The 22,523-nt window shown below is 68.4% G+C and carries 25 protein-coding genes and 1 tRNA gene; 10 read left to right on the top strand and 16 right to left on the bottom strand.

Features of this window, described 5'->3' with window-relative positions; translation table 11 throughout:
* Positions 1-25: 25 nt before the first annotated feature.
* The 5 genes from clpX to ACFE71_RS00460 all read right to left on the bottom strand — a co-directional run bounded on the left by clpX (position 26) and on the right by ACFE71_RS00460 (position 5,017).
* On the bottom strand, positions 26-1,291 hold the full coding sequence (clpX, locus tag ACFE71_RS00480) for an ATP-dependent Clp protease ATP-binding subunit ClpX (RefSeq protein WP_375426850.1): 1,266 nt from the start codon (positions 1,289-1,291) through the stop codon (positions 26-28).
* Between the two features lie 113 nt (positions 1,292-1,404).
* Positions 1,405-2,094, bottom strand: coding sequence for an ATP-dependent Clp endopeptidase proteolytic subunit ClpP (gene clpP / locus ACFE71_RS00475; protein ID WP_375426849.1), 690 nt, complete (start codon positions 2,092-2,094; stop codon positions 1,405-1,407).
* Positions 2,095-2,150: 56 nt separating this feature from the next.
* Positions 2,151-3,083 carry a glycosyltransferase family 2 protein gene (locus ACFE71_RS00470; protein WP_375426892.1) on the bottom strand — a complete coding sequence of 311 codons (933 nt, stop codon included), beginning with the start codon at positions 3,081-3,083 and terminating at the stop codon, positions 2,151-2,153.
* Positions 3,084-3,204: 121 nt separating this feature from the next.
* The gene (gene tig / locus ACFE71_RS00465) at positions 3,205-4,860 is read right to left on the bottom strand and encodes a trigger factor (RefSeq protein WP_375426848.1); all 1,656 of its coding nucleotides are present in this window, start codon (positions 4,858-4,860) and stop codon (positions 3,205-3,207) included.
* 72 nt (positions 4,861-4,932) lie between these two features.
* Positions 4,933-5,017, bottom strand: a tRNA-Leu gene (locus ACFE71_RS00460).
* Positions 5,018-5,134: 117 nt separating this feature from the next.
* Between ACFE71_RS00460 and ACFE71_RS00455 the strand changes: the two genes are divergently transcribed.
* Genes ACFE71_RS00455 through ACFE71_RS00445 form a run of 3 tightly spaced genes read left to right on the top strand, consistent with a single transcriptional unit; the run spans position 5,135 to position 5,840 of the window.
* Complete coding sequence (locus ACFE71_RS00455; protein WP_375426847.1) at positions 5,135-5,272, top strand: hypothetical protein; 138 nt, start codon at positions 5,135-5,137, stop codon at positions 5,270-5,272.
* Positions 5,273-5,283: 11 nt separating this feature from the next.
* Positions 5,284-5,616 carry a hypothetical protein gene (locus ACFE71_RS00450; RefSeq protein WP_375426846.1) on the top strand — a complete coding sequence of 111 codons (333 nt, stop codon included), beginning with the start codon at positions 5,284-5,286 and terminating at the stop codon, positions 5,614-5,616.
* A gap of 20 nt (positions 5,617-5,636) precedes the next feature.
* Positions 5,637-5,840 carry a hypothetical protein gene (locus tag ACFE71_RS00445; RefSeq protein ID WP_375426845.1) on the top strand — a complete coding sequence of 68 codons (204 nt, stop codon included), beginning with the start codon at positions 5,637-5,639 and terminating at the stop codon, positions 5,838-5,840.
* 17 nt (positions 5,841-5,857) lie between these two features.
* On the opposite strand, the gene ACFE71_RS00440 is transcribed toward ACFE71_RS00445, so the two are convergent.
* The 8 genes from ACFE71_RS00440 to gatC form a co-directional block, all read right to left on the bottom strand.
* Entirely contained in the window at positions 5,858-6,472 is a 615-nt protein-coding gene (locus ACFE71_RS00440) for a hypothetical protein (protein WP_375426844.1), read from the bottom strand.
* A gap of 2 nt (positions 6,473-6,474) precedes the next feature.
* On the bottom strand, positions 6,475-7,650 hold the full coding sequence (locus ACFE71_RS00435) for a M48 family metalloprotease (protein ID WP_375426843.1): 1,176 nt from the start codon (positions 7,648-7,650) through the stop codon (positions 6,475-6,477).
* An 8-nt stretch (positions 7,651-7,658) separates the two neighbouring features.
* Positions 7,659-8,420: a hypothetical protein gene (locus tag ACFE71_RS00430; RefSeq protein ID WP_375426842.1), complete on the bottom strand. Its 762-nt coding sequence runs from the start codon at positions 8,418-8,420 to the stop codon at positions 7,659-7,661.
* Between the two features lie 98 nt (positions 8,421-8,518).
* Positions 8,519-9,991, bottom strand: coding sequence for an Asp-tRNA(Asn)/Glu-tRNA(Gln) amidotransferase subunit GatB (gene gatB / locus ACFE71_RS00425; protein WP_375426841.1), 1,473 nt, complete (start codon positions 9,989-9,991; stop codon positions 8,519-8,521).
* The gene (locus tag ACFE71_RS00420) at positions 9,988-10,401 is read right to left on the bottom strand and encodes a type II toxin-antitoxin system VapC family toxin (RefSeq protein WP_375426840.1); all 414 of its coding nucleotides are present in this window, start codon (positions 10,399-10,401) and stop codon (positions 9,988-9,990) included. The genes gatB and ACFE71_RS00420 overlap by 4 nt, the downstream gene beginning before the upstream one ends.
* Positions 10,398-10,703 carry a hypothetical protein gene (locus ACFE71_RS00415; RefSeq protein ID WP_375426839.1) on the bottom strand — a complete coding sequence of 102 codons (306 nt, stop codon included), beginning with the start codon at positions 10,701-10,703 and terminating at the stop codon, positions 10,398-10,400. The genes ACFE71_RS00420 and ACFE71_RS00415 overlap by 4 nt, the downstream gene beginning before the upstream one ends.
* Positions 10,704-10,743: 40 nt before the next feature.
* On the bottom strand, positions 10,744-12,228 hold the full coding sequence (gene gatA / locus ACFE71_RS00410; RefSeq protein WP_375426838.1) for an Asp-tRNA(Asn)/Glu-tRNA(Gln) amidotransferase subunit GatA: 1,485 nt from the start codon (positions 12,226-12,228) through the stop codon (positions 10,744-10,746).
* Positions 12,228-12,515, bottom strand: coding sequence for an Asp-tRNA(Asn)/Glu-tRNA(Gln) amidotransferase subunit GatC (gatC, locus tag ACFE71_RS00405; protein ID WP_375426837.1), 288 nt, complete (start codon positions 12,513-12,515; stop codon positions 12,228-12,230). Before gatC ends, gatA begins: the two co-directional genes overlap by 1 nt.
* Positions 12,516-12,581: 66 nt before the next feature.
* Here gatC and ACFE71_RS00400 point away from each other — a divergent pair, with 66 nt between their 5' ends.
* Both ACFE71_RS00400 and ruvX read left to right on the top strand, forming a co-directional pair.
* Positions 12,582-13,697: a DUF3089 domain-containing protein gene (locus ACFE71_RS00400; RefSeq protein WP_375426836.1), complete on the top strand. Its 1,116-nt coding sequence runs from the start codon at positions 12,582-12,584 to the stop codon at positions 13,695-13,697.
* Positions 13,694-14,161 (top strand): Holliday junction resolvase RuvX, encoded by a 468-nt coding sequence (gene ruvX, locus ACFE71_RS00395; protein ID WP_375426835.1) that lies wholly within the window; start codon positions 13,694-13,696, stop codon positions 14,159-14,161. The genes ACFE71_RS00400 and ruvX overlap by 4 nt, the downstream gene beginning before the upstream one ends.
* Before the next feature lie 4 nt (positions 14,162-14,165).
* Here ruvX and ACFE71_RS00390 read toward each other — a convergent pair whose 3' ends face one another.
* A complete protein-coding gene (locus ACFE71_RS00390; protein WP_375426834.1) occupies positions 14,166-14,837 on the bottom strand; it encodes an energy transducer TonB in 672 nt (223 codons plus the stop codon).
* A gap of 162 nt (positions 14,838-14,999) precedes the next feature.
* Here ACFE71_RS00390 and ACFE71_RS00385 point away from each other — a divergent pair, with 162 nt between their 5' ends.
* Together ACFE71_RS00385 and ACFE71_RS00380 are read left to right on the top strand one after the other, a co-directional pair.
* Positions 15,000-16,424 carry an aldehyde dehydrogenase family protein gene (locus tag ACFE71_RS00385; RefSeq protein ID WP_375426833.1) on the top strand — a complete coding sequence of 475 codons (1,425 nt, stop codon included), beginning with the start codon at positions 15,000-15,002 and terminating at the stop codon, positions 16,422-16,424.
* A 297-nt stretch (positions 16,425-16,721) separates the two neighbouring features.
* Entirely contained in the window at positions 16,722-16,892 is a 171-nt protein-coding gene (locus ACFE71_RS00380) for a hypothetical protein (RefSeq protein WP_375426832.1), read from the top strand.
* A 9-nt stretch (positions 16,893-16,901) separates the two neighbouring features.
* On the opposite strand, the gene ACFE71_RS00375 is transcribed toward ACFE71_RS00380, so the two are convergent.
* The gene (locus tag ACFE71_RS00375) at positions 16,902-17,501 is read right to left on the bottom strand and encodes a helix-turn-helix transcriptional regulator (RefSeq protein WP_375426831.1); all 600 of its coding nucleotides are present in this window, start codon (positions 17,499-17,501) and stop codon (positions 16,902-16,904) included.
* Positions 17,502-17,618: 117 nt separating this feature from the next.
* On the opposite strand from ACFE71_RS00375, the gene ACFE71_RS00370 reads away from it, so the two are divergent.
* The 3 genes from ACFE71_RS00370 to ACFE71_RS00360 all read left to right on the top strand — a co-directional run bounded on the left by ACFE71_RS00370 (position 17,619) and on the right by ACFE71_RS00360 (position 19,321).
* Positions 17,619-17,795 (top strand): hypothetical protein, encoded by a 177-nt coding sequence (locus tag ACFE71_RS00370; RefSeq protein ID WP_375426830.1) that lies wholly within the window; start codon positions 17,619-17,621, stop codon positions 17,793-17,795.
* Complete coding sequence (locus ACFE71_RS00365; protein ID WP_375426829.1) at positions 17,792-18,094, top strand: hypothetical protein; 303 nt, start codon at positions 17,792-17,794, stop codon at positions 18,092-18,094. The genes ACFE71_RS00370 and ACFE71_RS00365 overlap by 4 nt, the downstream gene beginning before the upstream one ends.
* 189 nt (positions 18,095-18,283) lie before the next feature.
* A complete protein-coding gene (locus ACFE71_RS00360) occupies positions 18,284-19,321 on the top strand; it encodes a DNA topoisomerase IB (RefSeq protein WP_375426828.1) in 1,038 nt (345 codons plus the stop codon).
* A gap of 129 nt (positions 19,322-19,450) precedes the next feature.
* On the opposite strand, the gene putA is transcribed toward ACFE71_RS00360, so the two are convergent.
* Positions 19,451-22,522: a bifunctional proline dehydrogenase/L-glutamate gamma-semialdehyde dehydrogenase PutA gene (gene putA / locus ACFE71_RS00355; protein ID WP_375426827.1), complete on the bottom strand. Its 3,072-nt coding sequence runs from the start codon at positions 22,520-22,522 to the stop codon at positions 19,451-19,453.
* Position 22,523: the final 1 nt, after the last annotated feature.

Genomic DNA, 22,523 nt, shown 5'->3' with positions numbered 1-22,523 from the left:
CTGACCGGCGCACGGCGGCGATCCCCTAAGCCGCCTCGCCGCCCTTCTTCTTCTCGGCATAGACGCGGATCGGCTCCTTGCGGCCCTCGATCACGTCCTTGTCGATCATAACCTCGTCGACACCGTCCATGCCCGGCAGGTCGAACATCGTATCCAGCAGGATTGACTCCAAGATCGACCGCAGCCCACGCGCGCCCGTCTTGCGCTCGATGCCCTTCTTGGCGACGGTGACGAGCGCGTCGTCGGTGAAGCCGAGCTCGACGTCCTCCATCTCGAACAGCTTCTGATACTGCTTGACCAACGCGTTCTTGGGCTGCGTCAGAATCTTGACCAGCGCGTCGACATCCAAGTCCTCCAGCGTCGCGATCACCGGCAGGCGGCCGACGAACTCAGGGATGAGCCCGAACTTCAGCAGATCCTCCGGCTCGGTCGAACGCAGGATCTCGCCCGTCCGCTTCTCCTCGGGCGAGGCGACATACGCGCCGAAGCCGATCGACTTGCCCTGCAACCGGTCGCCGATGATCTTCTCGAGGCCCGAGAACGCCCCGCCGCAGATAAACAGGATATTCGTGGTATCGACCTGCAGGAACTCCTGCTGCGGATGCTTGCGCCCGCCCTGCGGCGGCACCGACGCGGTGGTGCCCTCCATCAGCTTGAGGAGCGCCTGCTGGACACCCTCGCCCGAAACGTCGCGCGTGATGGACGGATTTTCGGCCTTGCGGCTGATCTTATCGATCTCGTCGATATAGACGATTCCCCGCTGCGCTCGCTCGACATTGTAGTCGCTCGCCTGGAGCAATTTCAGGATGATGTTCTCGACATCCTCGCCAACGTAACCCGCCTCGGTCAGCGTCGTCGCGTCCGCCATCGTGAACGGCACGTCCAGAATGCGCGCGAGCGTCTGTGCGAGCAGGGTCTTGCCGCAACCGGTCGGCCCGACGAGCAGGATGTTCGACTTGCTCAGCTCGACGTCCGCGCCCTTCGCACCATGATTTAGTCGCTTATAATGGTTATGGACCGCCACCGACAGCACGCGCTTGGCGCGCTTCTGGCCAATGACGTAGTCGTCCAGGACGTTGCAGATCTCCTGCGGCGTCGGCACGCCGCCGTCCTTCTTGGACACGAGCGACGATTTGGTCTCCTCGCGGATGATGTCGTTGCACAGCTCGACGCACTCGTCGCAGATGAACACGGTCGGTCCCGCGATCAGCTTGCGCACCTCATGCTGCGACTTGCCGCAGAAGGAGCAATAGAGGGTGCTCTTCGAGTCGCCACCGCTCAGCTTCGTCATTGAATCACCTCTGGCGCGCTCGGAAACACGCGCTTCGCTATCGGGAACGGCAATGTAACGCCGCTCCCCCGACACACAAACGAAATACGCCCAAGCGGCGGTAAACTCTCCGCCTAGGCCGCCGCGGCCATATCCTCGGTCGGCTGCGGACGCTTGTCGAACACCTCGTCGATCAGGCCGAACGCCTTGGCCTCGTCAGCCTGCAGGAACGTATCGCGGTCCATGCGGCGCTCGATCTCCTCGATTGGCTGGCCGGTATACTGCGAATAGAGCTCGTTCATCCGGGCGCGGATACGCAGGATTTCGCGCGCCTGGATCTCGATGTCGGACGCCATGCCCTGTGCGCCGCCGGACGGCTGGTGGATCATGATGCGCGAATTGGTCAGCGCAACGCGCATTCCCTTCTCGCCCGACGCGAGCAGGAACGACCCCATCGACGCGGCTTGGCCGATGCACACCGTGCCCACGCGCGGGCGGATATATTGCATGGTGTCGTGTATCGCCATGCCCGCCGTCACCACGCCGCCCGGCGAGTTGATGTACATGAAGATGTCCTTCTTCGGATTCTCCGATTCGAGGAACAGCAACTGCGCGGTGATGAGCGAGGCCATGCCGTCCTCCACGCCGCCCGTCACGAACACGATCCGCTCGCGCAGCAGGCGCGAGAAGATGTCGAACGACCGCTCGCCGCGGTTCGACTGTTCGATGACGATGGGGACGAGCCCGGCCTGGGTCTGCGCCAAGCCGACGCCGGCGGACGCCAACGGGCTCGCGAAATCGCCGGACTCGAACGGATTATGCATGTGGAGACTCTCTGATGTCGGGACGAACACATACATCGCGCGGGCCGCGAGGGAGTTCAAGCCCCGCGACCGGGCGCTGGATAGGTCAGGTATGCGAGCCGCCGCACCTCGCGCCGACCGCGCACCACCGTGTCGAGAATCAGCCCCGCGAACAGGTTGAGCGCGGCGAGGATGATGAGCCCCGTCACCCCGATCGCGGTCGGGAAGCGCGGCACGAGCCCGGTCTCGGCATAGGTGATCCCGAGCGGGACCGCGAGCGCGACCGCTACCGCCATCAACAGCACGGCGAGAGTGCCGAAGAACCATAGCGGCCGCTCGATGCGGTACAGCGTCGCGATTGTCGACAATATGCGCCAGCCGTCGCGATAGGTGCTGAGTTTCGACTCGGAGCCCTCCGGCCGCGCGAAGTACGGCGTCTCGATCTCGGCGCACGGCATCTTCAGCTCGAGCGCGTGGACGCTGATTTCCGTCTCGATCTCGAACCCCGCCGATAGCGAGGGAAAGCTCTTCACGAACCGACGCGAGAAGACGCGGTAGCCCGACAGGATGTCGGTGAAGCTCCGCCCAAACAGCCGCGCGAGCATACCCGTCAGCAACGCGTTCCCGAACCGGTGCCCACGCCGATACGCGGCTGCCCCCTCGCCGATCCGGCTGCCGACGATCATGTCGAGTTGTTCGTCAATCAGGCTGTCGACCAATTTGGACGCGGAGGCGGCGTCGTAGGTCGCATCGCCGTCGGCCATGACGTACACGTCGGCGTCGATGTCGGCGAACATCCGCCTGACCACGGCGCCCTTGCCCTGGATGCGCTCGGAGCGGACGACCGCACCCGCCGCGCGCGCGACCTGGATCGTCCGATCGCGGCTGTTGTTGTCGTACACGTACACCGTCGCGCCCGGCAGCGCGGTGCGAAAGCCGGCGATCGTCCGCGCGATCACCGCCTCCTCGTTATAGCAGGGCAGCAGCACGGCGATGCGCGGTTCGGTCACTGCCACTCACCCTTCTCCGTCACCCCGGACTTGTTCCGGGGTCCATCGCGGTTCGAACCCGCGCCTGGCCGAGTACGCTCAACGATGGATGCCGGAACAAGCCCGGCATGACGGAGAGAGCTTAAGCTTCCGCGACCTTCGGCTTGCGCGGCGCACGCGGCTTCTTTGCGGCGGGCGCGACATCGTCCTCGGCTGTGGCACCCTCGGCGGCTTCGGCCGCGACCGGGCTCGACTCCAGGACCTGCGTCTCGGCCGAGAGCGGCGCGCCCTTCTTCGCGCGAGGATTTTTGGCCGGGGCGGCCGCGGGCTGCTCGGTTACGACTGGCGTCGCTTCCTCGTAGGCGCTCACGATCTCGGCCCCGTGATCCTCGCCGCCGACCTGATCATGCGCGTGGTCATGCCCGTGATCGTCGTCGTGATGGTGGACGTGCGTACCCGTCGCGAAGCCGTCCTCGCTCTCGATCGCCGCCTCCAACTCCTCGCGCGTCGCCTCGCGGTCGGTGATCTCGGCGCGCTCGAACAGGAAATCGACGACCTTGTCCTCGTACAAGGGCGCACGGAGCTGCGCGGCCGCCATCGGTTCCTGCTGAATATACTTGATGAACTGCTGACGCTGTTCCGGGCCGTATTGCTGAGCAGCCTGCGCGACCAGCCGGTTCATCTCTTGGCTCGTGATCTCAACGCCGTTCGCCTGGCCGATCTCGGACAACAGCAGCCCCAGCCGCACGCGGCGCTCGGCGATGCGGCGGTAATCGTCGCGCTCGGACTCCATCTCCGCGCGCGCGGCTTCCGGGTCGGCCTCGTGCGTCGTCTCGTGCTCCAGCTGACGCCAGATCTGGTCGAACTCGGCCTCCACCATCGACGGCGGCACCTCGAAATCGTGACCCTCGGCGAGTTGGTCGAGCAACTTGCGCTTCATGTGGGTTCGCGTCAGGCCGTTATGCTCCTGCTCGACTTGGCCCCGCACCAGCCCGCGCAGCTGCTCCAGGCTTTCCAGACCCAGATTCTTGGCGAGCTCCTCGTCGATCGCGCTCTCGCCCGCGACCTTCACCGACTTGACCACCAGATCGAAGGTAGCCTCCTTGCCCGCCAGCTCCTTGGCCTGATAATCGGCCGGGAACGTCACGTCGATCCGCCGCTCCTCGCCCGCGACCGCGCCGACGACTTGGTCCTCGAAGCCGGGGATCAGCCGACCCGCGCCGATCTCGACGCCCATGTCGGTCCCCGTGCCGCCCTCGAACGCGACGCCGTCCGCCGTCTTGCCAATGAAATCGACGGTGACGAGGTCGCCCTGCTCCGCCGCCTTGTCGCCGGCGTCGTCCCACTTCTTCTGGCCCTCGGCGAATTTGTGCAGCTGCGCGTCGATAGCCTCGTCGGGCACCGCGACCGTCAGCCGCTCGAGCTTCAGCCCGTCGATCGCGGGCGCGGGCACCTGCGGCAGCACCTCCAGTGAGACGACCACCTCCGCGTCGCCGCCGGGCGCGAACCCCTCCGCCAACTCGACCGACGGTTGCATCGCCGGGCGCAACTGCTTGTCCGCGAGGAGCGATTGGACGCCCTGCTGGATCGATCCCTGCAGCGCGTCCTGCATAAGCGCGGGGCCGTGCATCTTGCGCACTAGGTTGGCGGGGACCTTGCCGGGGCGAAAGCCGGGCATCTTCATCTGCGGCGCCATGCGCTTCAACTCGGCGTCGACACGGGACTCGATGTCGCCGGCGGTGATGGTCAGGCGATAGGCGCGGCGGAGGCCCTCGTTCAACGTCTCGACAGTCTGCATCTCGCGCCTTCCGGTGTCATCTGGGGTGTTCTGGAGCGTTCTTGGGGCCCGGCCGCTCGCGCAGGGCGGGACTGGTGCGGGCGAAGGGACTCGAACCCCCACATCTTGCGATACTTGGACCTAAACCAAGCGCGTCTACCAGTTCCGCCACGCCCGCACAGATTGGACCCGCCGTAGCGCGCGGCCCTATACCAACGCCCACCCGCTCGGCAAGCGCCGGAAAGGCAACCGCGACGCCCCGCGCGCGTTGTAGCGCGGAGAAGGAGCACCGACCATGGCCACCCAGCCCCCACCTGAAACGCCCACGCCCTCGCCCGTGCCCGAGTTCGATCCCCCCGCCCCCGACTTCGACCAGCCCTCGCCGGGCATGCCCGCGAGCGACCCGGGCACGGCGCAGCCCCCCGAATTCTGAGGAGGGAAGCGATGGAGAAGATCGACGACACGAGCCCCGACCTGTTCGCTGATGCCGATGATGGTGTTGGCGCGGGTTCTGGCGAGGGCACAGCGCAGGTCGGCGGCGATCCGGGCGAGACGATGCCCGGCGCCGAACCCGACCCGGGCGACATGAACCCGTTCGGCGACCCGGACGAGGAGGGCGAAGCGGCCCCCGGCGGCGACGCCCCGATCGCGGCCGCCCAAGTTTCCACGGCGGCCTCCAGCGGCGTCCGCCACCGCGAGGCGGACGACACCGGCGACATCGGCTCGACCGACGGCATGACCGCCAGCTTCGGCGGCCTCGCCGGCACCAGCCGCTAGGGCGTCAGGAAGGACCGACCATGACCGACACCGACCGCGCGCCCGACGACGGAAACGACGCCGACGACCGCTCCGACATCGAGCAGGTCGTCCAGGCCCGCTCCGACGCCGTCGATCGCGGCGAAGGCGGCGACGAACCCGACCCCATGACCAGGACCGGCGACTATGCCGGGGTCGCGGGCACCGGCGGCGAGGTCAAGAACCAGGACCGCGACGCGCAATAGGCCACGGCCCGGCTCGCTTATTTCTTCGCTGCGGCACCTAGCGCGGCGCTCGCGGCTAACGCGCGGTAGGCCGCGACGTCGCGGTCGAAATAATGCAGTGTCGGCGCTTCGAAGGCGATCATGTACAGCTTGCCGTCGACCACCGCGCCCATCGCCTCGCCCGTGCGCCGGATCTCCTCGTCCTGCACGGTGAAGTTGTATCGGAAGCGGAAGCCCGGACGCCCCATGAACGTCGCCGGCCCAGCCTCGTCGATCCCGAACAGCGGCGTGCCCACCGCCACGCGGTAGCTCGACTCGAACAGCTGGACGATCTCGGGCGCGAGCATCTTCCCGCTGAATTTCGGCAGCGGCTTGTTCTTCTTGTCGACCTCGCGAAATAGTGTCTGCCCCGCGCCGATGCCTGCATAGAAGGTGACCTCGTTCAGCGATTGTCCGTCGAGCGTCCACGCCTCCGCGTTGCGCCCGACCTTCGAGCCGAGCCGATTCCAGTCGACCGTGGGCGTAACCGTCAGCGTCGACGAGCGCACCGCGACGGGTACCCCCTTCGGCATCAGCTTGAACCCCGCCATCGCCGGCCCCGCCGCCGCCAGCATCAACGCACCCGCGATCGCGAGCCTGTTCTTCCCCGTCATCGTCATACCCCCGTCAACATGGTCATCATCGCCCGGTCGCTCGCGCCCGGCTTGATCTCCAGATAGCGCCCAATCGACGCCTTGCCCCGAACGGCCTGGCCGACCCTCAAATAGCACAGGCCCAGCCCGCGATGCGCTTCGGCGGGCGCGGTGCCCGCGGCGAGCGCGCTCTCGTAAAACCCGACGGCCCGCTCGTAATCGCCCGCCGCACCCCGCGCCCGGTACAACTCGGCGCGCGCATAAAGCAGGTCGGGCGTCCAGCGGCCGCCCGCCAATTGCGCCAGCAACAGCTCGGTCCCCCCAAAATCGTTGATCTTCACCTGATCGTCGATGAAGTCCGCCCAGAACGGCGCGAGCGCGGCGCGGTACCGATCCGCCCCCAGCTCGCCCGCCCGCCCCGCCGCCTGTGCATCGAGCGCGGCGATCCGCTCCGCGCTCGGCGGATGGCTCGCGAACATGCCGCCCTCCGACCGCTTGCGCCGCTTGCGCGCGGCGGCGGTCGCCTCCGCCTCGGCGTTGATCTGCCGCCAGATGCCCGGCGCGGCGTTGGGATCATAGCCCGCCGCCGTCATCGCGGTCACCGACGCCGCGTCGGCGTCGCGCTCCATCTCGCGCGAGAAGCCGAAGACCGATCCGATCATCCCCAGCTGCGCCGCGCCGATCGCGCCCGCCGCCAGACCGCCGACGGGCAGGATCGACAGGAACGCGACCGCGTTCGTCTTGCTCTTGATGTTGCGGAACAGCCGGAGCGAGTGCCGCTCCTTATAATGCGCGTATTCATGCGCGAGCACCGCCGCCAGCTGCGCCTCGTCGCGGACGCGCAGGAACAACCCCGACCAGACCTGCATCACGCCGTTGGGCATCATCGACGCGTTGAAATAGGGCGTGCGCGTCACATACACGCGCGTCGCTCCGCACTCCTTGTCACCGACGGTGCGGCACAGGACCGACCTGATATATTCGTTCAGCGCAGCGTCGCGGATGACGAAGTTCGACGCCTTCAGCCGCCGCTCGGCCTCGTCCGCCTGCATCCACAGCCCGCGCTCGTCCTTGTCGTCCGGCCCGCCCGAGGGCGCGATGACGATTACGTCGCGGCCCTGCGATGGCGCGGGGGCGGCCTGCGGAGCCGCCGCGACGAGCAGCGCCCAGCATAGCGGTGCGAGGCTGGTTGGGCGCATGTCGCCGCTCAGCGCGCGGCGACGGCGGCGGTCTGGACGGGACCCTGCCCCGGCTTGGTCGGCAGCGACGCCATCACGACATCGACCATCGCCTTCGCGCCCTCGGGCGTGCGGACATCGCCCTCCGACCCGCGCAGCAGGTCGAACCAGACGACATTGCCCGTCGAAAGCTCGACCAGCGAGGCGTAATAGATGTGCTGCCCGCCCTTCGTGATCACGCAAAAACCGACCAAGCACCCCAACATGCCCGCGACCTGCGCCGCCTTGCGCCCGGCGGTCGCGAAATTATCGCGCCCGACGAAGAACAACGCGTAATTGGCCCCCGTCGCTTGGCCCAGCGCTCCCGCGCCCGGCCCGAGCATCCAGTCGAACCGATCCTTCTTGGTCGGCAGCTTCGCGCCCTGATATTTGTGCGTCAGGATCGCCGTCGCGACGGCGCGGTGAAGCGCCTCATAGTCGGTGACCAACTTGCCCGCCTCGCCCTCCGGTTCCGGCATCACCGTCATCCCCAGCCCGCGCGCCTTGCTGTGCGCGTCCATCGCGACGAGCAGATTGTCGCGCGCGGCCTTGGTCCAGTTGGCATTCGGCTCGATCGCGCCGCCCGCTTGCAGCTGGCCGACCTGCACGTCGGGCCGCATCAGCACGATCGAGACGGGCTTGTCGGACGGCAACTGGTAACCCGACGCGGTCAGCTGCTTCGGACCGGCGATCGCCGCCGTCGGCGCCATGACCATGGCGACAGCCACCGACCAACCGAACACGCGCTTCATGTCTTTCCCCCCGGCTCTGATCCGACCCCCCGGTCGAATCATCTAACCAACGGTAGGTTAACAAATCAGTTCTGCGGTGCAAGCCAGTCTCGGCGCGCTCAGCTCAGCGCCCTCTTCAGCAGCTCGTTCACCACGCCCGGGTTCGCCTTGCCGCCCATCGCCTTCATCGTCTGACCGACGAAGAAGCCGAACAGTTTGTCCTTGCCGCCGCGGTAATCCGCGACCTTTTCAGCGTTCGTCGCCATGATCCCGGCGATGGCCGCCTCGATCGCGCCGGTGTCGGTCACCTGCCTCAGCCCGCGCTCCTCGACCACCGCGCCCGCGTCCTGGCGCGTTTCCAGCATCACCTCGAACACCTGTTTGGCCAGGCTGCCCGACAGGGTGCCGTCCGCGACCAGCCCGAGCAGTTCCGCGGCCTGGCGCGGCGACACCGGGCTCGCCTCCATCCCCAGCCCCAGCCGGCCTAGCGCGCCGAACAGCTCGCTCCCGACCCAATTCGCCGCCGCCCGAGGCTCCGCGCCCGCCTCCAGCAGCGCGTCGAACCAGCGCGCCGTCTCGACCTCGGCGGTCAAGACGTTGGCGTTGTAGGGCGTGACGCCCGCCGCCTCGTACCGCCGCCGCTTGGTGTCCGGCAGCTCGGGCAACGACGCGCGGCACTCGTCGAGGAACGCGTCGTCCAGCTCGAGCGGCAACAGGTCGGGATCCGGGAAGTAGCGGTAATCGTGCGCGTCCTCCTTGGACCGCATCGACCGGGTCGCGCCGCGATCGGGATCGAACAGCCGCGTCTCCTGGACGACCTGGCCGCCCTCCTCCAGCAGTTCGACCTGCCGCCGTGCCTCGAACTCGACCGTCGCCATCACGAACCGGACCGAGTTGACGTTCTTGGTCTCCGTCCGCGTCCCCAACGGCTCGCCCGTCCTGCGCACGCTGACGTTGACGTCGGCGCGCATCGACCCCTCCTCCATGTTCCCGTCGCACGACCCGACATAGCGCAGCACCGACCGCAGCTTGCGCAGATAAGCTCCGGCCTCCGCCGGCGACGCGAGGTCGGGCCGCGACACGATCTCCATCAACGCCACGCCCGACCGGTTCAGGTCGACGTACGACCGTGTCGGATGCTGGTCGTGCATCAGCTTGCCCGCATCCTGCTCGACATGGATGCGTTCCACGCCGATCGTCTTGGTCGCCCCGTCCGGGTCCTTCTCGTCCAGCGCGATCTCGACCGCGCCCTCGCCGACGAGCGGATGGTAGAGCTGGCTGATCTGATATCCCTGCGGCAGGTCGGCGTAGAAATAGTTCTTCCGATCGAACCGCGACCATCGGTTGATCTTGGCGTCCAGCGCCATGCCGGTCCGCACCGCCTGGCGGATGCACTCGCGGTTCGGCACCGGCAACATCCCCGGCATCGCCGCGTCGACCAGCGACACCTGCGTGTTCGGCTCCGCACCGAAAGCCGTCGCCGCGCCGGAGAACAGCTTGGCGTTGGAGGTCACCTGCGCATGGACCTCCAGGCCGACCACGACCTCCCACTCACCGGTGTCGCCCTGGATGCGGTAATCGCTCGTCGTCATGAAGGCGTGTCCAGAGTGATGAGGGGGAGATTAGGAAAGTAGCGAGCGTACAGCGACGCATCTCGCGTCAGCAGCACCGCGCCTAGCTGCTCGGCGTGCGCACCGATCAGGAAATCCGCAAGGATCGCGTCGCGCTCGCGGTGCTGGCGACGATAGGAGCGGAAGGCTTGCCCGGCGGCGAACGCCGCCTCGTCGTCGAGAGCTATGATCTCGATGTCCAGTTGATCCATCGCCGCGACCAGCCGATCAAGCGATGGGAAGTTCGACGCGATCTCCGCGACTACGACATTGTTGATGATCACCTCCCGGCCGGCTTCGGACAGCGCTCGCAGCTTCTCGCGCGACCAGTCGGACCACGCGTCATCGACATTGATAACGTCGATAATGATGTTGCAATCGGCGAAGATCATCCTTGCCGCCCGCCGCGCAGCTCGGCCATCACCTCCGCGGTGGACTGCCCGGTGGAGTAGCGACCGTCCCCGATCTCCCTAAGCGCAGCTGCGATGCGCTCGCTGCGCGCGTCAGGCGTCTCGCCGCGCCGCCGCGCCTGTATGCGTGTCAACAACACGACTTCTCCGTCGTCGTTGATGCCGATCACGAGGCGCGCGCCAGGGATCAGGCCCGCCGCCTTCCTGACCGGCTCGGGAACCAACACTTCGCCGTCGGCCGACATCTCGACCTCGAAGTTTGCGACTGGTGCATGGACGTTCATGAGTGGCCTCCGCGTCCGCTCTATCGCAATCGCCGGGGTCTCACCACCAAGCGTCTGGCCGTGCCGTGAATCCCGCTCGCTCCTCCAACGCCAGCCCGGCGTTCAGCACGCCCTGCTCGTCGAGCGCGCGGCCGATGATCTGCAGGCCGAGCGGCAGGCCCTGCTTGTCGAGACCGCCGGGCACCGACATGGCGGGTAGCCCCGCCAGCGACGACGGCACCGTGAAGACGTCGTTCAGGTACATCGCGATCGGGTCGGCCGACTTCTCGCCCAGCGCGAACGCCGCCGATGGCGCGGTCGGGGTGAGGAGCACGTCGCACCGCTCGAACGCCTGCTCGAAATCGCGCGCGATCAACGCCCTGACCTTCTGCGCCTGGGTGTAATAGGCATCGTAAAAACCCGCCGAGAGCACATAGGTGCCGATCATGATCCGGCGCTTGACCTCCGCCCCGAAGCCGTCGGCGCGCGTCGCGGCGTACATGTCCTGCAGCCCCGCCCCCTCGGGCAGGTCGCGCAGGCCGTATCGCACGCCGTCATAGCGGGCGAGGTTGGACGACGCCTCGGCAGGCGCGATGATGTAATAAGCGGGTAGCGCGTACTTGGTATGCGGGAGCGACACCTCGACGATCTCCGCGCCCGCGTCGCGCAGCCAGTCGATCCCGGCCCGCCACAGCGCATCGATCTCCTCGGGCATGTCATCAACGCGGTATTCCCTGGGGATGCCGACGCGCTTGCCGCGCATGCTCGCCGACAGCCCGTCCTCCCAGCGCGAAACGTCGAGCTGGAGCGAGGTCGCGTCCTTGGGATCGAACCCGCTCATCGCCTCCAGCAGGATCGCGCAATCGCGCACGTCGCGCGCCATCGGCCCCGCCTGGTCGAGCGACGACGCGAACGCGATCGTCCCCCAGCGCGAGCAGCGGCCATAGGTGGGCTTGATCCCAGCGATGCCGGTGAACGCCGCGGGCTGCCGGATGGAGCCGCCCGTATCGGTGCCCGTCGCACCCGGGCATAGCCGAGCGGACACCGCCGTCGCCGACCCGCCCGACGACCCGCCAGGCGCAAGCGTCGCGTTGCCGCCGTCCGACCGCCGCCACGGCGACAGCACGTTGCCGAACGCGGAGGTCTCGTTCGACGACCCCATCGCGAACTGGTCCATGTTGAGCTTGCCGAGCATTCCCGCGCCCGCGTCCCAAAGGTTTCGCGTGACCGTCGACTCGTAGGGCGGCGTGAAGCCTTCCAGGATCAGGCTCCCGGCTGTGGTCGCGACACCCTTCGTGCAGAACAGATCCTTGATCCCGAGCGGCACCCCCGCGAGCGGCGCGAGCACCTCTCCGGCAGCCCGCGCGGCGTCGGCAGCCTTGGCGGCGGCGATCGCGTGGTCGGGCGTCTCGACCAGGAACGCGTTGAGCGTCCTGGCGCGGCTCACCTTCACGATGAACGCGTCCACAACTTCGCGCGCCGAGAACCAGCCCAGGCGAATCCCGTCGCGCAGAGCCGCGACGCCAAGATCGGTGATGTCGCTCACTACTCGATCACCTTGGGAACCGTGAAGAAGCCATGCTCGGCCTGAGGCGCGTTGGCGAGCACCGCATCGCGGACGCCCCCGTCGGTGACCACGTCGTCCCGCAGCCGGAGCGTGTTCGGGATCACCGCCGTCATCGGCTCGACGCCGCTCGTATCGACCTCTCCCAGCTGCTCGATCCAGCCCAGGATGTTGCCCAGCTCGGGCGCGAGCTTGGCCGCGTCCTCGTCGGTGATCGCGATGCGGGCGAGCTTCGCGATGCGTTTCACGGTTGCTTCGTCGACTGACATGACCGGGCGGCTACCGCGCAGGTCGCGGCGTTGCAAGCGCGTGTCCGTTCGGGCACGGGCCCCGGCATGGTCCGCAAGTTCCTGTACGTCGTGGCGTTCCTCGTCGCGCTCGCGATCGCCGGCGCCTTCGCCTACCGCCTGTACGGCAACGACATCATCCGCGCCGCGCTCGTCCCCTCTGAGCCGTTCCGCGCTCAGCCGCGCGTCGCCGCGCGCGCCTATGACGACCCGGGCATGTGGGTCGCCCGCCCCGATCTGCCGAACAACCCGGCCCTGTGGACTCCCGAAGGCTACCGGCCGGGCACGACCCGCCCCGCCGCGATGTTCTTCATCCACCCGACCTCCTACGTCTCGCGCGACGCGTGGAACGGCACGATCACGGGCGACGGCGAGACGAACTTTCGCACGAACGTCTTCGTGCGCGGCCAGGCGAGCACGTTCAACGAGGTCGCCGACATCTACGCGCCCCGCTACCGACAGGCGACCTTCGGCGCGTTCCTGACGAGCGAGGCCGATGCGCAAAGGGCGCTGGCCCTCGCCTACCGCGACGTCGCCGCCGCATTCGACGCGTTCCTCGCCCAGGTCGACCGCGCACGCCCCCTTATCCTAGCCGGTCATAGCCAGGGCGCGCTCCACCTGACGACGCTCCTGCGCGAGAAGGTCGCCCGCGACCCCGCGCTCCGCCGCCGCGTGGTCGCCGCCTACGTCGTCGGCTGGCCCGTCTCGCGCGCGACCGACCTCGCCGCGCTCGGCTTGCCCGAATGCCGCGCCGCCGCCGATAGCGGCTGCCTGCTGTCGTGGCAGAGCTTCGCGGAGCCCGCCGACCCGTCGCTGGTCGTCGATACCTACGACGCCACCACCGGCTTCGACGGCCGCCCCCGGCGCGGCACGCCGATGGTGTGCACCAACCCGATCACCGGCACGGCGGACGGCGCGGCTCCGGCGACGGCCAATCGCGGCGCGCTGGTTCCGTCGGAGGACCTGTCCACCGCCACGATCGCCGCCGCCGCGATCCCCGCGCGCTGCGACCAAGGGCGCGGCTTCCTGCTGATCGGCGAGCCACCCAACCTCACCAAGTACGTGCTGCCGGGCAACAACTATCATGTCTATGACTACAGCCTGTTCTGGGCCGACGTCCGCGCCGACGCCGCGCGGCGGCTCGCGACTTTCTCAGGACGGTGATAACCACCGATCGCGCCGCGTTCCTCGAAGCGGTGCCAGGCGGCCGCCTGCTAGGGCTTGATGTCGGCACCAAGACGATCGGCACAGCTTTTTGCGACGGGGGGTGGAGCTTCGCCAGCCCTGCCATCCTGATCCGCCGCACCAAGTTCCAGAAGGACAAGATCGCGCTGATCGACCTCATGCGCGGGCAGTCGGTGGCCGGGCTGGTGATCGGCCTGCCGATCAACCTCGACGGCACCGAGTCCCCTCGCTCGCAATCCACCCGCGCCTTCGCGAAGAATGTCGAGGACCTCGGCCCCGTCTTTCTATGGGACGAGCGGTGGTCGACTCAGGCGGTGACGCGCGTCTTACTCGAACAGGACGCCAGCCGCGCCAAGCGGGCCGAGCTCGTCGACAAGATGGCCGCCGCCTACATCCTTCAGGGAGCGATCGACGCGCTGACCTCGGGATCGCCGGCGACCTGAGCGGCTATTCCAGCGTCCAGCGGACGTTGCGGAGCGCGGCGGTCGACGATGTCGGTGCCCCCGACGCGTCGCGCGCGGGCTCGAACCGGCCGTTGCGCGTCGCCAGCCGGCAGGTCGCCTTGTCCAGGTCGTCGTTGCCGCTCGACGAGGTGACGCGGCAGGCGATCACGCGCCCATCCGTGCCTACGTCGACCGATACGCTGACCCGCCCCTCCGCGCCCGCACGCCTGGCGGCGGGCGGGTAGCTGTCCTGCGGGAACCACCGTCCCTGATCACCACTCGGGCGGAGGCCGCGCGACAGGTTCACGCTTGGCGTCGGCGGCACGGGTGGCGTCGGCGGCTCGATCCGGATCGGCCCGGGCCCCGGTACGGGCGGTATTGGCAAGGTCGTGGTGGTAAGGTCTACGCGGGTAGGCGTCGGCACTTCGGGGATCGGCGCCTGGATCGGCGGCGTCGTCGTGCGCGGAACGACGATCTCGTCGCGGGGCGGCGGCGGCGTCTCGACGGGGTCGGGCGGCGGGGCGATCTCGACATTGGTCGCCTCGAACGTCTTGTCGATAGGCGGCGCGAACTTCACGACCAACCCCGACAGCAACGCCGCGCCTAGCCCGACATGGACGAGGACGACGGAGCCGATCGCGACGGTCGGGTTCCGCTTCTGGTCGGCATAGGCCATGGCTACTCTCCTGCTCACGCCCGACGCGGCCCAACCGCCCCGGGAATATATAATGTTACGTTGTAACACTACACTGTCAAGCGTCCGCGCATACCGTTTCCGATTGCAACCGACCCCGCCCAGCCGCATTGATCCGGCAACCGACCGACCCGGAGAGCCGCCATGAAAAGCCACCCGAACCATTACATCGACGGTAAGTGGGTCGCCTCCGACGGCGGCCGCTCCTACCAGGTCATCGACCCCTCGACCGAGCAGCCGATCACCGAGATCACGCTCGGCAGCCCCGCCGACGCCGACCGCGCCGTCGCCGCCGCCCGCCTCGCGTTCGAGAACTGGTCACAATCGACCGTCGCCGAACGCTCCGAGCTGCTCGGCCGTATCATCGAGGAATACAAGAAACGCCTCCCCGATCTCGCCAAGGCGATGAGCGAGGAAATGGGTGCCCCGATGGGCCTCGCCACCGCCGCGCAAGCTCCGACCGGCCTCGGTCACTTCGCCGCCACGCTGAAGGCGCTCGGCGAGTTCACCTTCGAGGAGCGGGTCGGCCGCGCCAAGGTCGTCCACGAACCGCTCGGCGTCGTCGCGATGATTACCCCCTGGAACTGGCCGCTCAACCAGATCTGCGCCAAGGTCGCCCCCGCGCTCGCCGCCGGCGACACGATGGTGCTGAAACCCTCGGAGGAAGCGCCGACCTGCGCGATCATCCTGGCCGAGATCATGGACGCGGCGGGCGTACCCCCGGGCGTGTTCAACCTGGTCAACGGCGACGGCCCCGGCGTCGGCGCGACGCTGTGCGCGCATCCCGATGTCGACATGGTCAGCTTCACCGGCTCCACCCGCGCGGGCATCGCCGTCGCGCAGGCCGCCGCCCCCACCGTCAAGCGCGTCCACCAGGAACTAGGCGGCAAGGCCGCGAACCTGGTGCTCGAGGGCGCGGACCTGGCCACCGTGCTGCCCGGCACGGTCGTCGGCGTGCTCGCCAATTCGGGCCAGAGCTGCATCGCCCCCACCCGCCTCCTCGTCCATGAAAGCCAGGTCGCCGAAGCCACCCGGTTCATCAAGGGCATGATGGAGCAGACGACCGTCGGCGACCCCGCCGAGCTGGGCCAGCATATCGGCCCCGTCGTCAACAAGGCGCAGTTCGACAAGATCCAGGGCCTGATCCAGTCCGCGATCGACGAGGGCGCGACCCTTGTCACCGGCGGCACAGGCCGTCCCGACGGCCGCAACGCCGGCTATTACGTCCGCCCGACCCTGTTCGCCAACGTCACACCCGACATGCGCATCGCGCAAGAGGAGGTGTTCGGCCCCGTCGCGACGATCACGACCTACTCGGACGAGGCGCAGGCGATCCGCATCGCCAACGACACGCCCTACGGCCTGTCCGCGACGATCTCCGGCGACCCCGCCCGCGCCGCCGCCGTCGCGCCTAAGCTCCGCGCCGGCCTGGTCACGATCAACTCCTGGAGCCCCGACATCGCCGCTCCCTTCGGCGGCTACAAGCAATCGGGCAACGGCCGCGAGAACGGCCGCTACGGCCTGACCGACTTCATGGAGGTGAAAACGGTCGTCGGCGCGCCCGCATGACCCTGCTGCTGGCGCTCGCGGCCGTCCAGGCGCCATCCGCTTGGTCGTACGACCGCGCCGCCATGCTCGCGCTTACCCCGCTCGCGTCCGACCAGGACATGACCGGGGCCTGACGTCCGCTCGCCGACCGCGGATGCTCCGCACAAGCCGCTGACCCGATCCGCGATTGGCGCGTTCATGCTGTCGGCGATGCTAGGGCCAGCCATGCAAGGTCGCTTACGAATGCCCGGCTTGATGTAGGATCGAGCCGGTTTCCTTCGGCTGGCGTCCCCGCGCAGGACGTGGCAGGGGCGCGCCATGCCCCGCTCCCGCCCCTCCGCCGCTGGCGGCGTCCTCGTCGCGATCGGCACGATCCTCGGCGCGGTGATCGGCGTGTCGCTCCAGCAACCCACGCTGGGGATCATCATCGGCGTCGCGATCGGCGCGGCGCTGGCCGTCGTGATCTGGCTACGCGACCGGGCGCGCTGACCGCCGAGTTCAACGCGGCGCCCCCATCCGCCATACGACCCGGCCAACCACCTCGATCTCCCCGACCGGCACCGTCGCCGCCGGATTGTCACTGACGGCGGTCAGCCTGCCTTCGCCCGCGCCCACCCGCTTGACCATGATCGCGCCCTCGATCCGGATCACGTATACGCGTGCCGTCGCGGCCGGCGCGCGATCCGTCAGATCGACGATCAGCTGGTCGCCGTCGAGCAGTCCCGGCTCCATCGAGTCGCCGCGCACCGTGATCAACCCCGCTTTACCCGGTCGCAACCGCAACGCGCGCGCCAGCTTCCCGTCGACCCCGTCGATGCCGAGCACCAGTTCACCGTCGTTGTAGGCGCCCGGCCCCGCCGACGCCTCGATGTCGAGGCGCGGCAACGCGAACGACGCATCCCCGTCGACTGGCCCGTCGGCCGGCCCGCCGAGCGCCGCCTCCGACACGCCAAGCATCGCCGCCAGCACCCGGCGATCACCTTCCGCCAACAGCCGCGGACTGCCGCGCGTGACATACTGGTGCAGATAGGCCGGATTGCGCCTGATCGCGCCCGACAAGGCCGCCAGGCTCAGCCCACCCGCCGCCGACGCGCGCATCAACGCCGTCCTCGGATCGTCCTCCAACACATCGCAGGCCTACCTCTGGGAAATATCCTAGACAAGTTGGATTCTGCGGAACAGACCGGGAACGCGGTCGGTCTGAGGAGTCGCATGATGTCGCTGTTATGGGAGATCAAGGCCTATTGCCGACGGACGGAAACGCCGCCGACGAAATTCGGCAGGCTCGCCGTCAACGATCCGCGGCTGGTCGGCGACCTAGCGCGCGGACGCCGGCCGGGGCGGTCGATCGAGGCGCGCGTAAAGGCCTTCATCGCCCGGCAAAACCATTGACCGCGCGTCCCTTCCGCGATTTGGCGGCGCTTCTCGCTCGTGCGCTCGTCGCGCATGCGCGCGACCGAAGGTGCGGTTTCGCGATCGGTGACGCCACCGGCCGACCATGGGCCAGCGCCACGTTCGAGGGCGAACGCGTCTCGATCGAGCTGCGCCGGGTCGATCCGGGCGCGGCCTGGCTCGCCGATCTGCCCGACGCCGACCTACTTGTCCGGGGGCACCATGTCGCCGATCTCGTCGTCGAACGGCTCGGTCCCACGACCATCCGGATCCACGCGCTGCTGCTGCGCGACGCCTAGTCAGGGGCGCGCACGCGGTGCGCCTGATCGGCGCGGCGTTCGTCGGCATCGCCCCTCAACCGTTCGTGTTCATGCTCGTCGGCACCCGATCGACCTCGACACCCGTCTCGGCCGCCTCCGTGCCGAAGCCCGCTTCCGTCCCACACGCCCCCGGAACACGAAAGCCGTTCCGATCATTCCATCGACGGCATGAACACCCTCCCCGACCAGATCGTCTATACCGACGACAGCACCCCCGGCATCACCCGCGAGAGACTGGAGGATGGTTGGGCCTACACCCACCCCCAGGGCGGGCCGATCGCCGACGCGGACGAGATCGATCGCCTGAACAAGATCGGCCTCCCCCCCGCCTACAAGGACGCCTGGTTCTGCGTGAAGGCGAACGGCCACATCCAGGCGGTCGGCTGGGACGAGAAGGGCCGCAAGCAGTACCGCTATCACGCCGGCTTCCGCGAAGCGCAGGAGGCGGCCAAGTACGAACGCACCGCCGCCTTCGGCCGCGCGCTGCCCAAGCTCCGCCGCAAGGTCGAGGCCGATCTCGCCATGCGCGCGCTGCCCAAGGACCGCGCCGTCGCCGCCGTCGTCCGCCTGCTCGACCGCGGCAACCTGCGCGTCGGCAACGAGGACTACGTCAAGACGAACGAGTCCTACGGCGCGACCACGCTCCGCAAGAAGCACGCCGAACTGCGCGGCTCGACGCTGAAACTCCAGTTCAAGGCCAAGTCCGGCAAGATGCGCGCCCTCCGCATCACCGACCGCTCGCTGTCGAGCGTCGTCAAGAAATGCCAGGACCTCCCCGACCAGCATCTGTTCGGCTATCTCGACGAGCACGGCGCGGCCCACCCGGTCAGCTCGTCGGACGTCAACGCCTACATCAAGGATGCGACCGGCGAGGATTTCACCGCCAAGAACTTCCGCACCTGGGCCGCCAGCCTTATCGCCTTCGAGGCGCTGGCCGAGGCGCGCGAGGACATGACGCTCAAGACGCTCCTCGCCCCCGTCGTCGAGAAACTCGGCAACACCCCCGCCGTGGCGCGCCGCTCCTACGTCCACCCCCATCTCATCGACCTTGTGAAGGAGGGCCAACGTGAATTCCGCGCCGCGCTGAAACTTCCGCGCACCGCCAAATACCTGACCCGCACCGAACGCGGCCTGATCCACTTCCTCGAACGCGACGTCGTCCCCGTGATTGAAGAAGTCGCCGAGGAAGCCATGGAGGCGGCTTGAAAGCCACTCTGGCTCCGACTCTCTCCCGATCCGTCACCCCAGGCTCGACCCGGCGTCTTGCTTCCTACACGCAACCGGCGTTGTCCTCCCCAACTCCCTAAAGATGAGGGGCTCTTTCCTTTCCGAACCTCAGATCCCGCCCTCGTCCAGCGACAGCAACGTCGCGTTCCCGCCCGCGCTGGTCGTATCCACCGACACCGCCCGCTCCAGGCAGAACCGGTATAAATAGTGCGGTCCCCCCGCCTTCGGCCCGGTCCCCGACAACCCCTCGCCCCCGAAAGGCTGCGACCCTACGACCGCCCCGATCATCGACCGATTGATATACAGATTCCCGACCCGCGCCGTCGCTTCCACCAGCTCCGCCGCCTGCGCGATCCGGCTGTGCAGCCCCATCGTCAGCCCATGCCCCTTGGCGTTCACCCGCGCGATCGTCTCCTCCAACGCCCCCGCCTTCCACGTCGCGACATGCAGCAGCGGCCCGAACCACTCGCGGTCCAGCTCCTCCACCCGGTCCAGCCGGATCAACGTTGGCGGCACGAACAGCCCATCCTCGGGCGCGTCCACCGTCTTGACCCAACGCCCGCGCGCCTCCTCGCGGTAGCCCATCAGCCGATCATACGCCGCCTGGTCGATCACCGGCCCCACATCGGTCGCCGGATCGCCCGGATCGCCGACGCGCAGCGTGTCCATCGCCCCGGCCAGCATATGCAGCACGCCCTCGGCCACGTCCTCCTGCACCAGCAATAGTCGTAACGCCGAGCAACGCTGCCCCGCCGACCGGAATGCCGAGGTCACGACATCGGCCACCACCTGCTCCGGCAGCGCGGTCGAATCGACGACCATGCAGTTGATCCCGCCCGTCTCCGCGATCAGCGGCACGATCGGGCGATCATCATCCTCCACCAGAGTCCGCGCGATCCGCTTGGCGGTCGCGGTCGACCCGGTGAACGCGACGCCCGCGATCCGCGGATCGGCGGTCAGCGCCTGCCCCACTTCCGGTCCGCCCGGCGTGAACTGGAGCACGTCGCGCGGCACCCCCGCCTCCCACGCCAACTCCACCGCGCGCTTACCCGTCAAGGGCGTCTGCGGCGCGGGCTTCGCGCATACGGCATTACCCGTCACCAACGCCGCCACCGTCTGTCCCAGGAAGATCGCCAGCGGGAAGTTCCACGGCGCGATCGTCGCCCACACGCCCCGACCTTCCAGCCGCAGGACGTTCCGCTCCCCCGTCGGCCCGGGCAGCTCGACCGGCTGAAGTTTCGCGCGTGCCTCGGCGGCGTAATAACGACAAAAATCGGCCGCCTCGCGCACCTCCCCGATCGCATCGGCCAGCGTCTTGCGCGCTTCGTGCACGAGCAGCGCCATCAGCTCGTCCCGGTGCGCCTCGACCAGATCGGCCAGCCGATCGAGCACCGCCGCCCTTTTCTCGACCGAGGTCGCGGACCAGCCCGGAAAGGCTGCACTGGCCCGTCCGATCGCCGCGCCGACAGCTGACGAAGCGCTCCCCTCCCGCTCGCGGGAGGGGCTGGGGGAGGGCCCGCCCCCTACACCCGCAAGCTGCCGTTCGCCAGCGACCTGCCCTCCCCCAACCCCTCCCGCAAGCGGGAGGGGAGAAGACGTAACCGCCACCGTCCGCTCCAGCACCCCCCGGTCGCTCAGATCCAACCCCGCGCTGTTCCGCCGCTCCGCCCCGAACAGCGCCTCGGGCAGCGGGATCGACGGATGCCGCGTGCCCCCCACCCCTGCGATCCGCACGACCGGATCGGCCAGGATGTCCGCCTCGCTCAACCCCTCGTCCGCCAGCTGGTGCACGAAGGACGAGTTCGCCCCGTTCTCCAGCAACCGCCGCACGAGATACGCCAGCAGGTCGCGGTGCCCCCCGACCGGCGCATATATGCGGCACCGATAGCCGTTCTCCGCGACCAGCCGCTCATATAGCCCTTCGCCCATCCCATGCAGCCGCTGGAATTCGAAGTCGCCCCCTCTTCTACCATCAGGCTTGCCCGCCCATTCCACGATCGTCGCCACCGTCAGCGCGTTATGCGACGCGAAGGCGGGCCGGATGTTTTCCGCATCCAGCATGTCGCGCGCGACCGCCAGATACGACACGTCCGTCGAAGCCTTTCGCGTGAACAGCGGGTAGTCCGCCAGCCCCTCGACCTGCGTCCGCTTGATTTCGCTATCCCAATACGCGCCCTTGACCAGCCGCACGTTCATCGGCCGCCCCAGCGTGTTCGCCCAGGCGATCACCGGCCGCGCGCGCTTGCTGTAGGCCTGCACCGCCATCCCGAACCCGTCCCAGCCCTTGAGCTTGGGCGAGCGCGCGACCGATCCGATGATGTCGAGGCTCATCTCCAGCCGCTCCGACTCCTCGGCGTCGACCGTCAACGCGATGCCCAGCCCCGCCGCCCGCACCGCCAGCATCTCCAGCATCGCGGTCAGCTCGGGCACGCACTCGTCCCACCGCGCCACCTCGTAACGCGGATGCAGCGCCGACAGCTTGACCGAGATCGAGTGCCCCGAACCCGCCTCGCGCCCGACCGCGTCGATCGCCCGGCCATAGGACTCGAGGTATCGCTCGGCATCCTCCCGCGTCCGCGCCGCCTCGCCCAGCATGTCGAAGCTGGCGGTGAAGCCCCGGTGCTCGGGCCGCCGCATCCGCTTCGATGCTTCCTCGATCGTCCGGCCCATGACGAAGATCTCGCCCATCATCTTCATCGCCACGCCAACCGCCTGCCGCACGAACGGCTCGCCCGCCCGGTTCATCAGCCGGCGGAGCGGGCCCGTCTCCCCTTCCCCGACCAGCGCGCGCCCGACCACCAGTCCCCAGGTCGCCGAGTTGACCAGCGCCGAACTCGACTTGCCCGTATGCGCTCGCCAATCCGCGTCGCCGATCTTGTCCGCGATCAGCAGGTCGGCCGTTTCCGGATCGGGGACGCGCAGGAACGCCTCCGCCAGGCTCAGCAGCGCGACGCCTTCCGACGAGTTCAGCCGGTATTGCTGCAGGAACCGGTTCACCCATCCCTTGGCCTGAGCCGCGCGCAGGTCGACCAGCATTCCCCGCGCCGTTCCCATCACCCGCTCGCGCGCCTCGGCGCCCAGCCGCGCCCGCTCCAGCAACGGCTTTAGAACATCGGGTTCGGGCGCGCGGTGCAACCCGCGCATGGTGGCGCGGGCGTCGGCGGGTGCGGTGGTGGCCATC

Origin of the sequence: uncultured Sphingomonas sp. (assembly GCF_964237155.1) — a bacterium.
GTDB lineage: Bacteria > Pseudomonadota > Alphaproteobacteria > Sphingomonadales > Sphingomonadaceae > Sphingomonas.
Note: the sequence above shows the minus strand (reverse complement) of the source record. Positions and strands in the feature narration are given on the sequence as shown.

Coding starts and splice junctions, on each gene's coding strand:
- clpX (WP_375426850.1), bottom strand. CDS start 1,291: ATGACGAAGCTGAGCGGTGGCGACTCGAAGAGCACCCTCTATTGCTCC.
- clpP (WP_375426849.1), bottom strand. CDS start 2,094: ATGCATAATCCGTTCGAGTCCGGCGATTTCGCGAGCCCGTTGGCGTCC.
- tig (WP_375426848.1), bottom strand. CDS start 4,860: ATGCAGACTGTCGAGACGTTGAACGAGGGCCTCCGCCGCGCCTATCGC.
- ACFE71_RS00455 (WP_375426847.1), top strand. CDS start 5,135: ATGGCCACCCAGCCCCCACCTGAAACGCCCACGCCCTCGCCCGTGCCC.
- ACFE71_RS00450 (WP_375426846.1), top strand. CDS start 5,284: ATGGAGAAGATCGACGACACGAGCCCCGACCTGTTCGCTGATGCCGAT.
- ACFE71_RS00445 (WP_375426845.1), top strand. CDS start 5,637: ATGACCGACACCGACCGCGCGCCCGACGACGGAAACGACGCCGACGAC.
- ACFE71_RS00440 (WP_375426844.1), bottom strand. CDS start 6,472: ATGACGGGGAAGAACAGGCTCGCGATCGCGGGTGCGTTGATGCTGGCG.
- ACFE71_RS00435 (WP_375426843.1), bottom strand. CDS start 7,650: ATGCGCCCAACCAGCCTCGCACCGCTATGCTGGGCGCTGCTCGTCGCG.
- ACFE71_RS00430 (WP_375426842.1), bottom strand. CDS start 8,420: ATGAAGCGCGTGTTCGGTTGGTCGGTGGCTGTCGCCATGGTCATGGCG.
- gatB (WP_375426841.1), bottom strand. CDS start 9,991: ATGACGACGAGCGATTACCGCATCCAGGGCGACACCGGTGAGTGGGAG.
- ACFE71_RS00420 (WP_375426840.1), bottom strand. CDS start 10,401: ATGATCTTCGCCGATTGCAACATCATTATCGACGTTATCAATGTCGAT.
- ACFE71_RS00415 (WP_375426839.1), bottom strand. CDS start 10,703: ATGAACGTCCATGCACCAGTCGCAAACTTCGAGGTCGAGATGTCGGCC.
- gatC (WP_375426837.1), bottom strand. CDS start 12,515: ATGTCAGTCGACGAAGCAACCGTGAAACGCATCGCGAAGCTCGCCCGC.
- ACFE71_RS00400 (WP_375426836.1), top strand. CDS start 12,582: ATGGTCCGCAAGTTCCTGTACGTCGTGGCGTTCCTCGTCGCGCTCGCG.
- ACFE71_RS00390 (WP_375426834.1), bottom strand. CDS start 14,837: ATGGCCTATGCCGACCAGAAGCGGAACCCGACCGTCGCGATCGGCTCC.
- ACFE71_RS00385 (WP_375426833.1), top strand. CDS start 15,000: ATGAAAAGCCACCCGAACCATTACATCGACGGTAAGTGGGTCGCCTCC.
- ACFE71_RS00380 (WP_375426832.1), top strand. CDS start 16,722: ATGCCCCGCTCCCGCCCCTCCGCCGCTGGCGGCGTCCTCGTCGCGATC.
- ACFE71_RS00375 (WP_375426831.1), bottom strand. CDS start 17,501: ATGCGCGCGTCGGCGGCGGGTGGGCTGAGCCTGGCGGCCTTGTCGGGC.
- ACFE71_RS00370 (WP_375426830.1), top strand. CDS start 17,619: ATGTCGCTGTTATGGGAGATCAAGGCCTATTGCCGACGGACGGAAACG.
- ACFE71_RS00360 (WP_375426828.1), top strand. CDS start 18,284: ATGAACACCCTCCCCGACCAGATCGTCTATACCGACGACAGCACCCCC.
- putA (WP_375426827.1), bottom strand. CDS start 22,522: ATGGCCACCACCGCACCCGCCGACGCCCGCGCCACCATGCGCGGGTTG.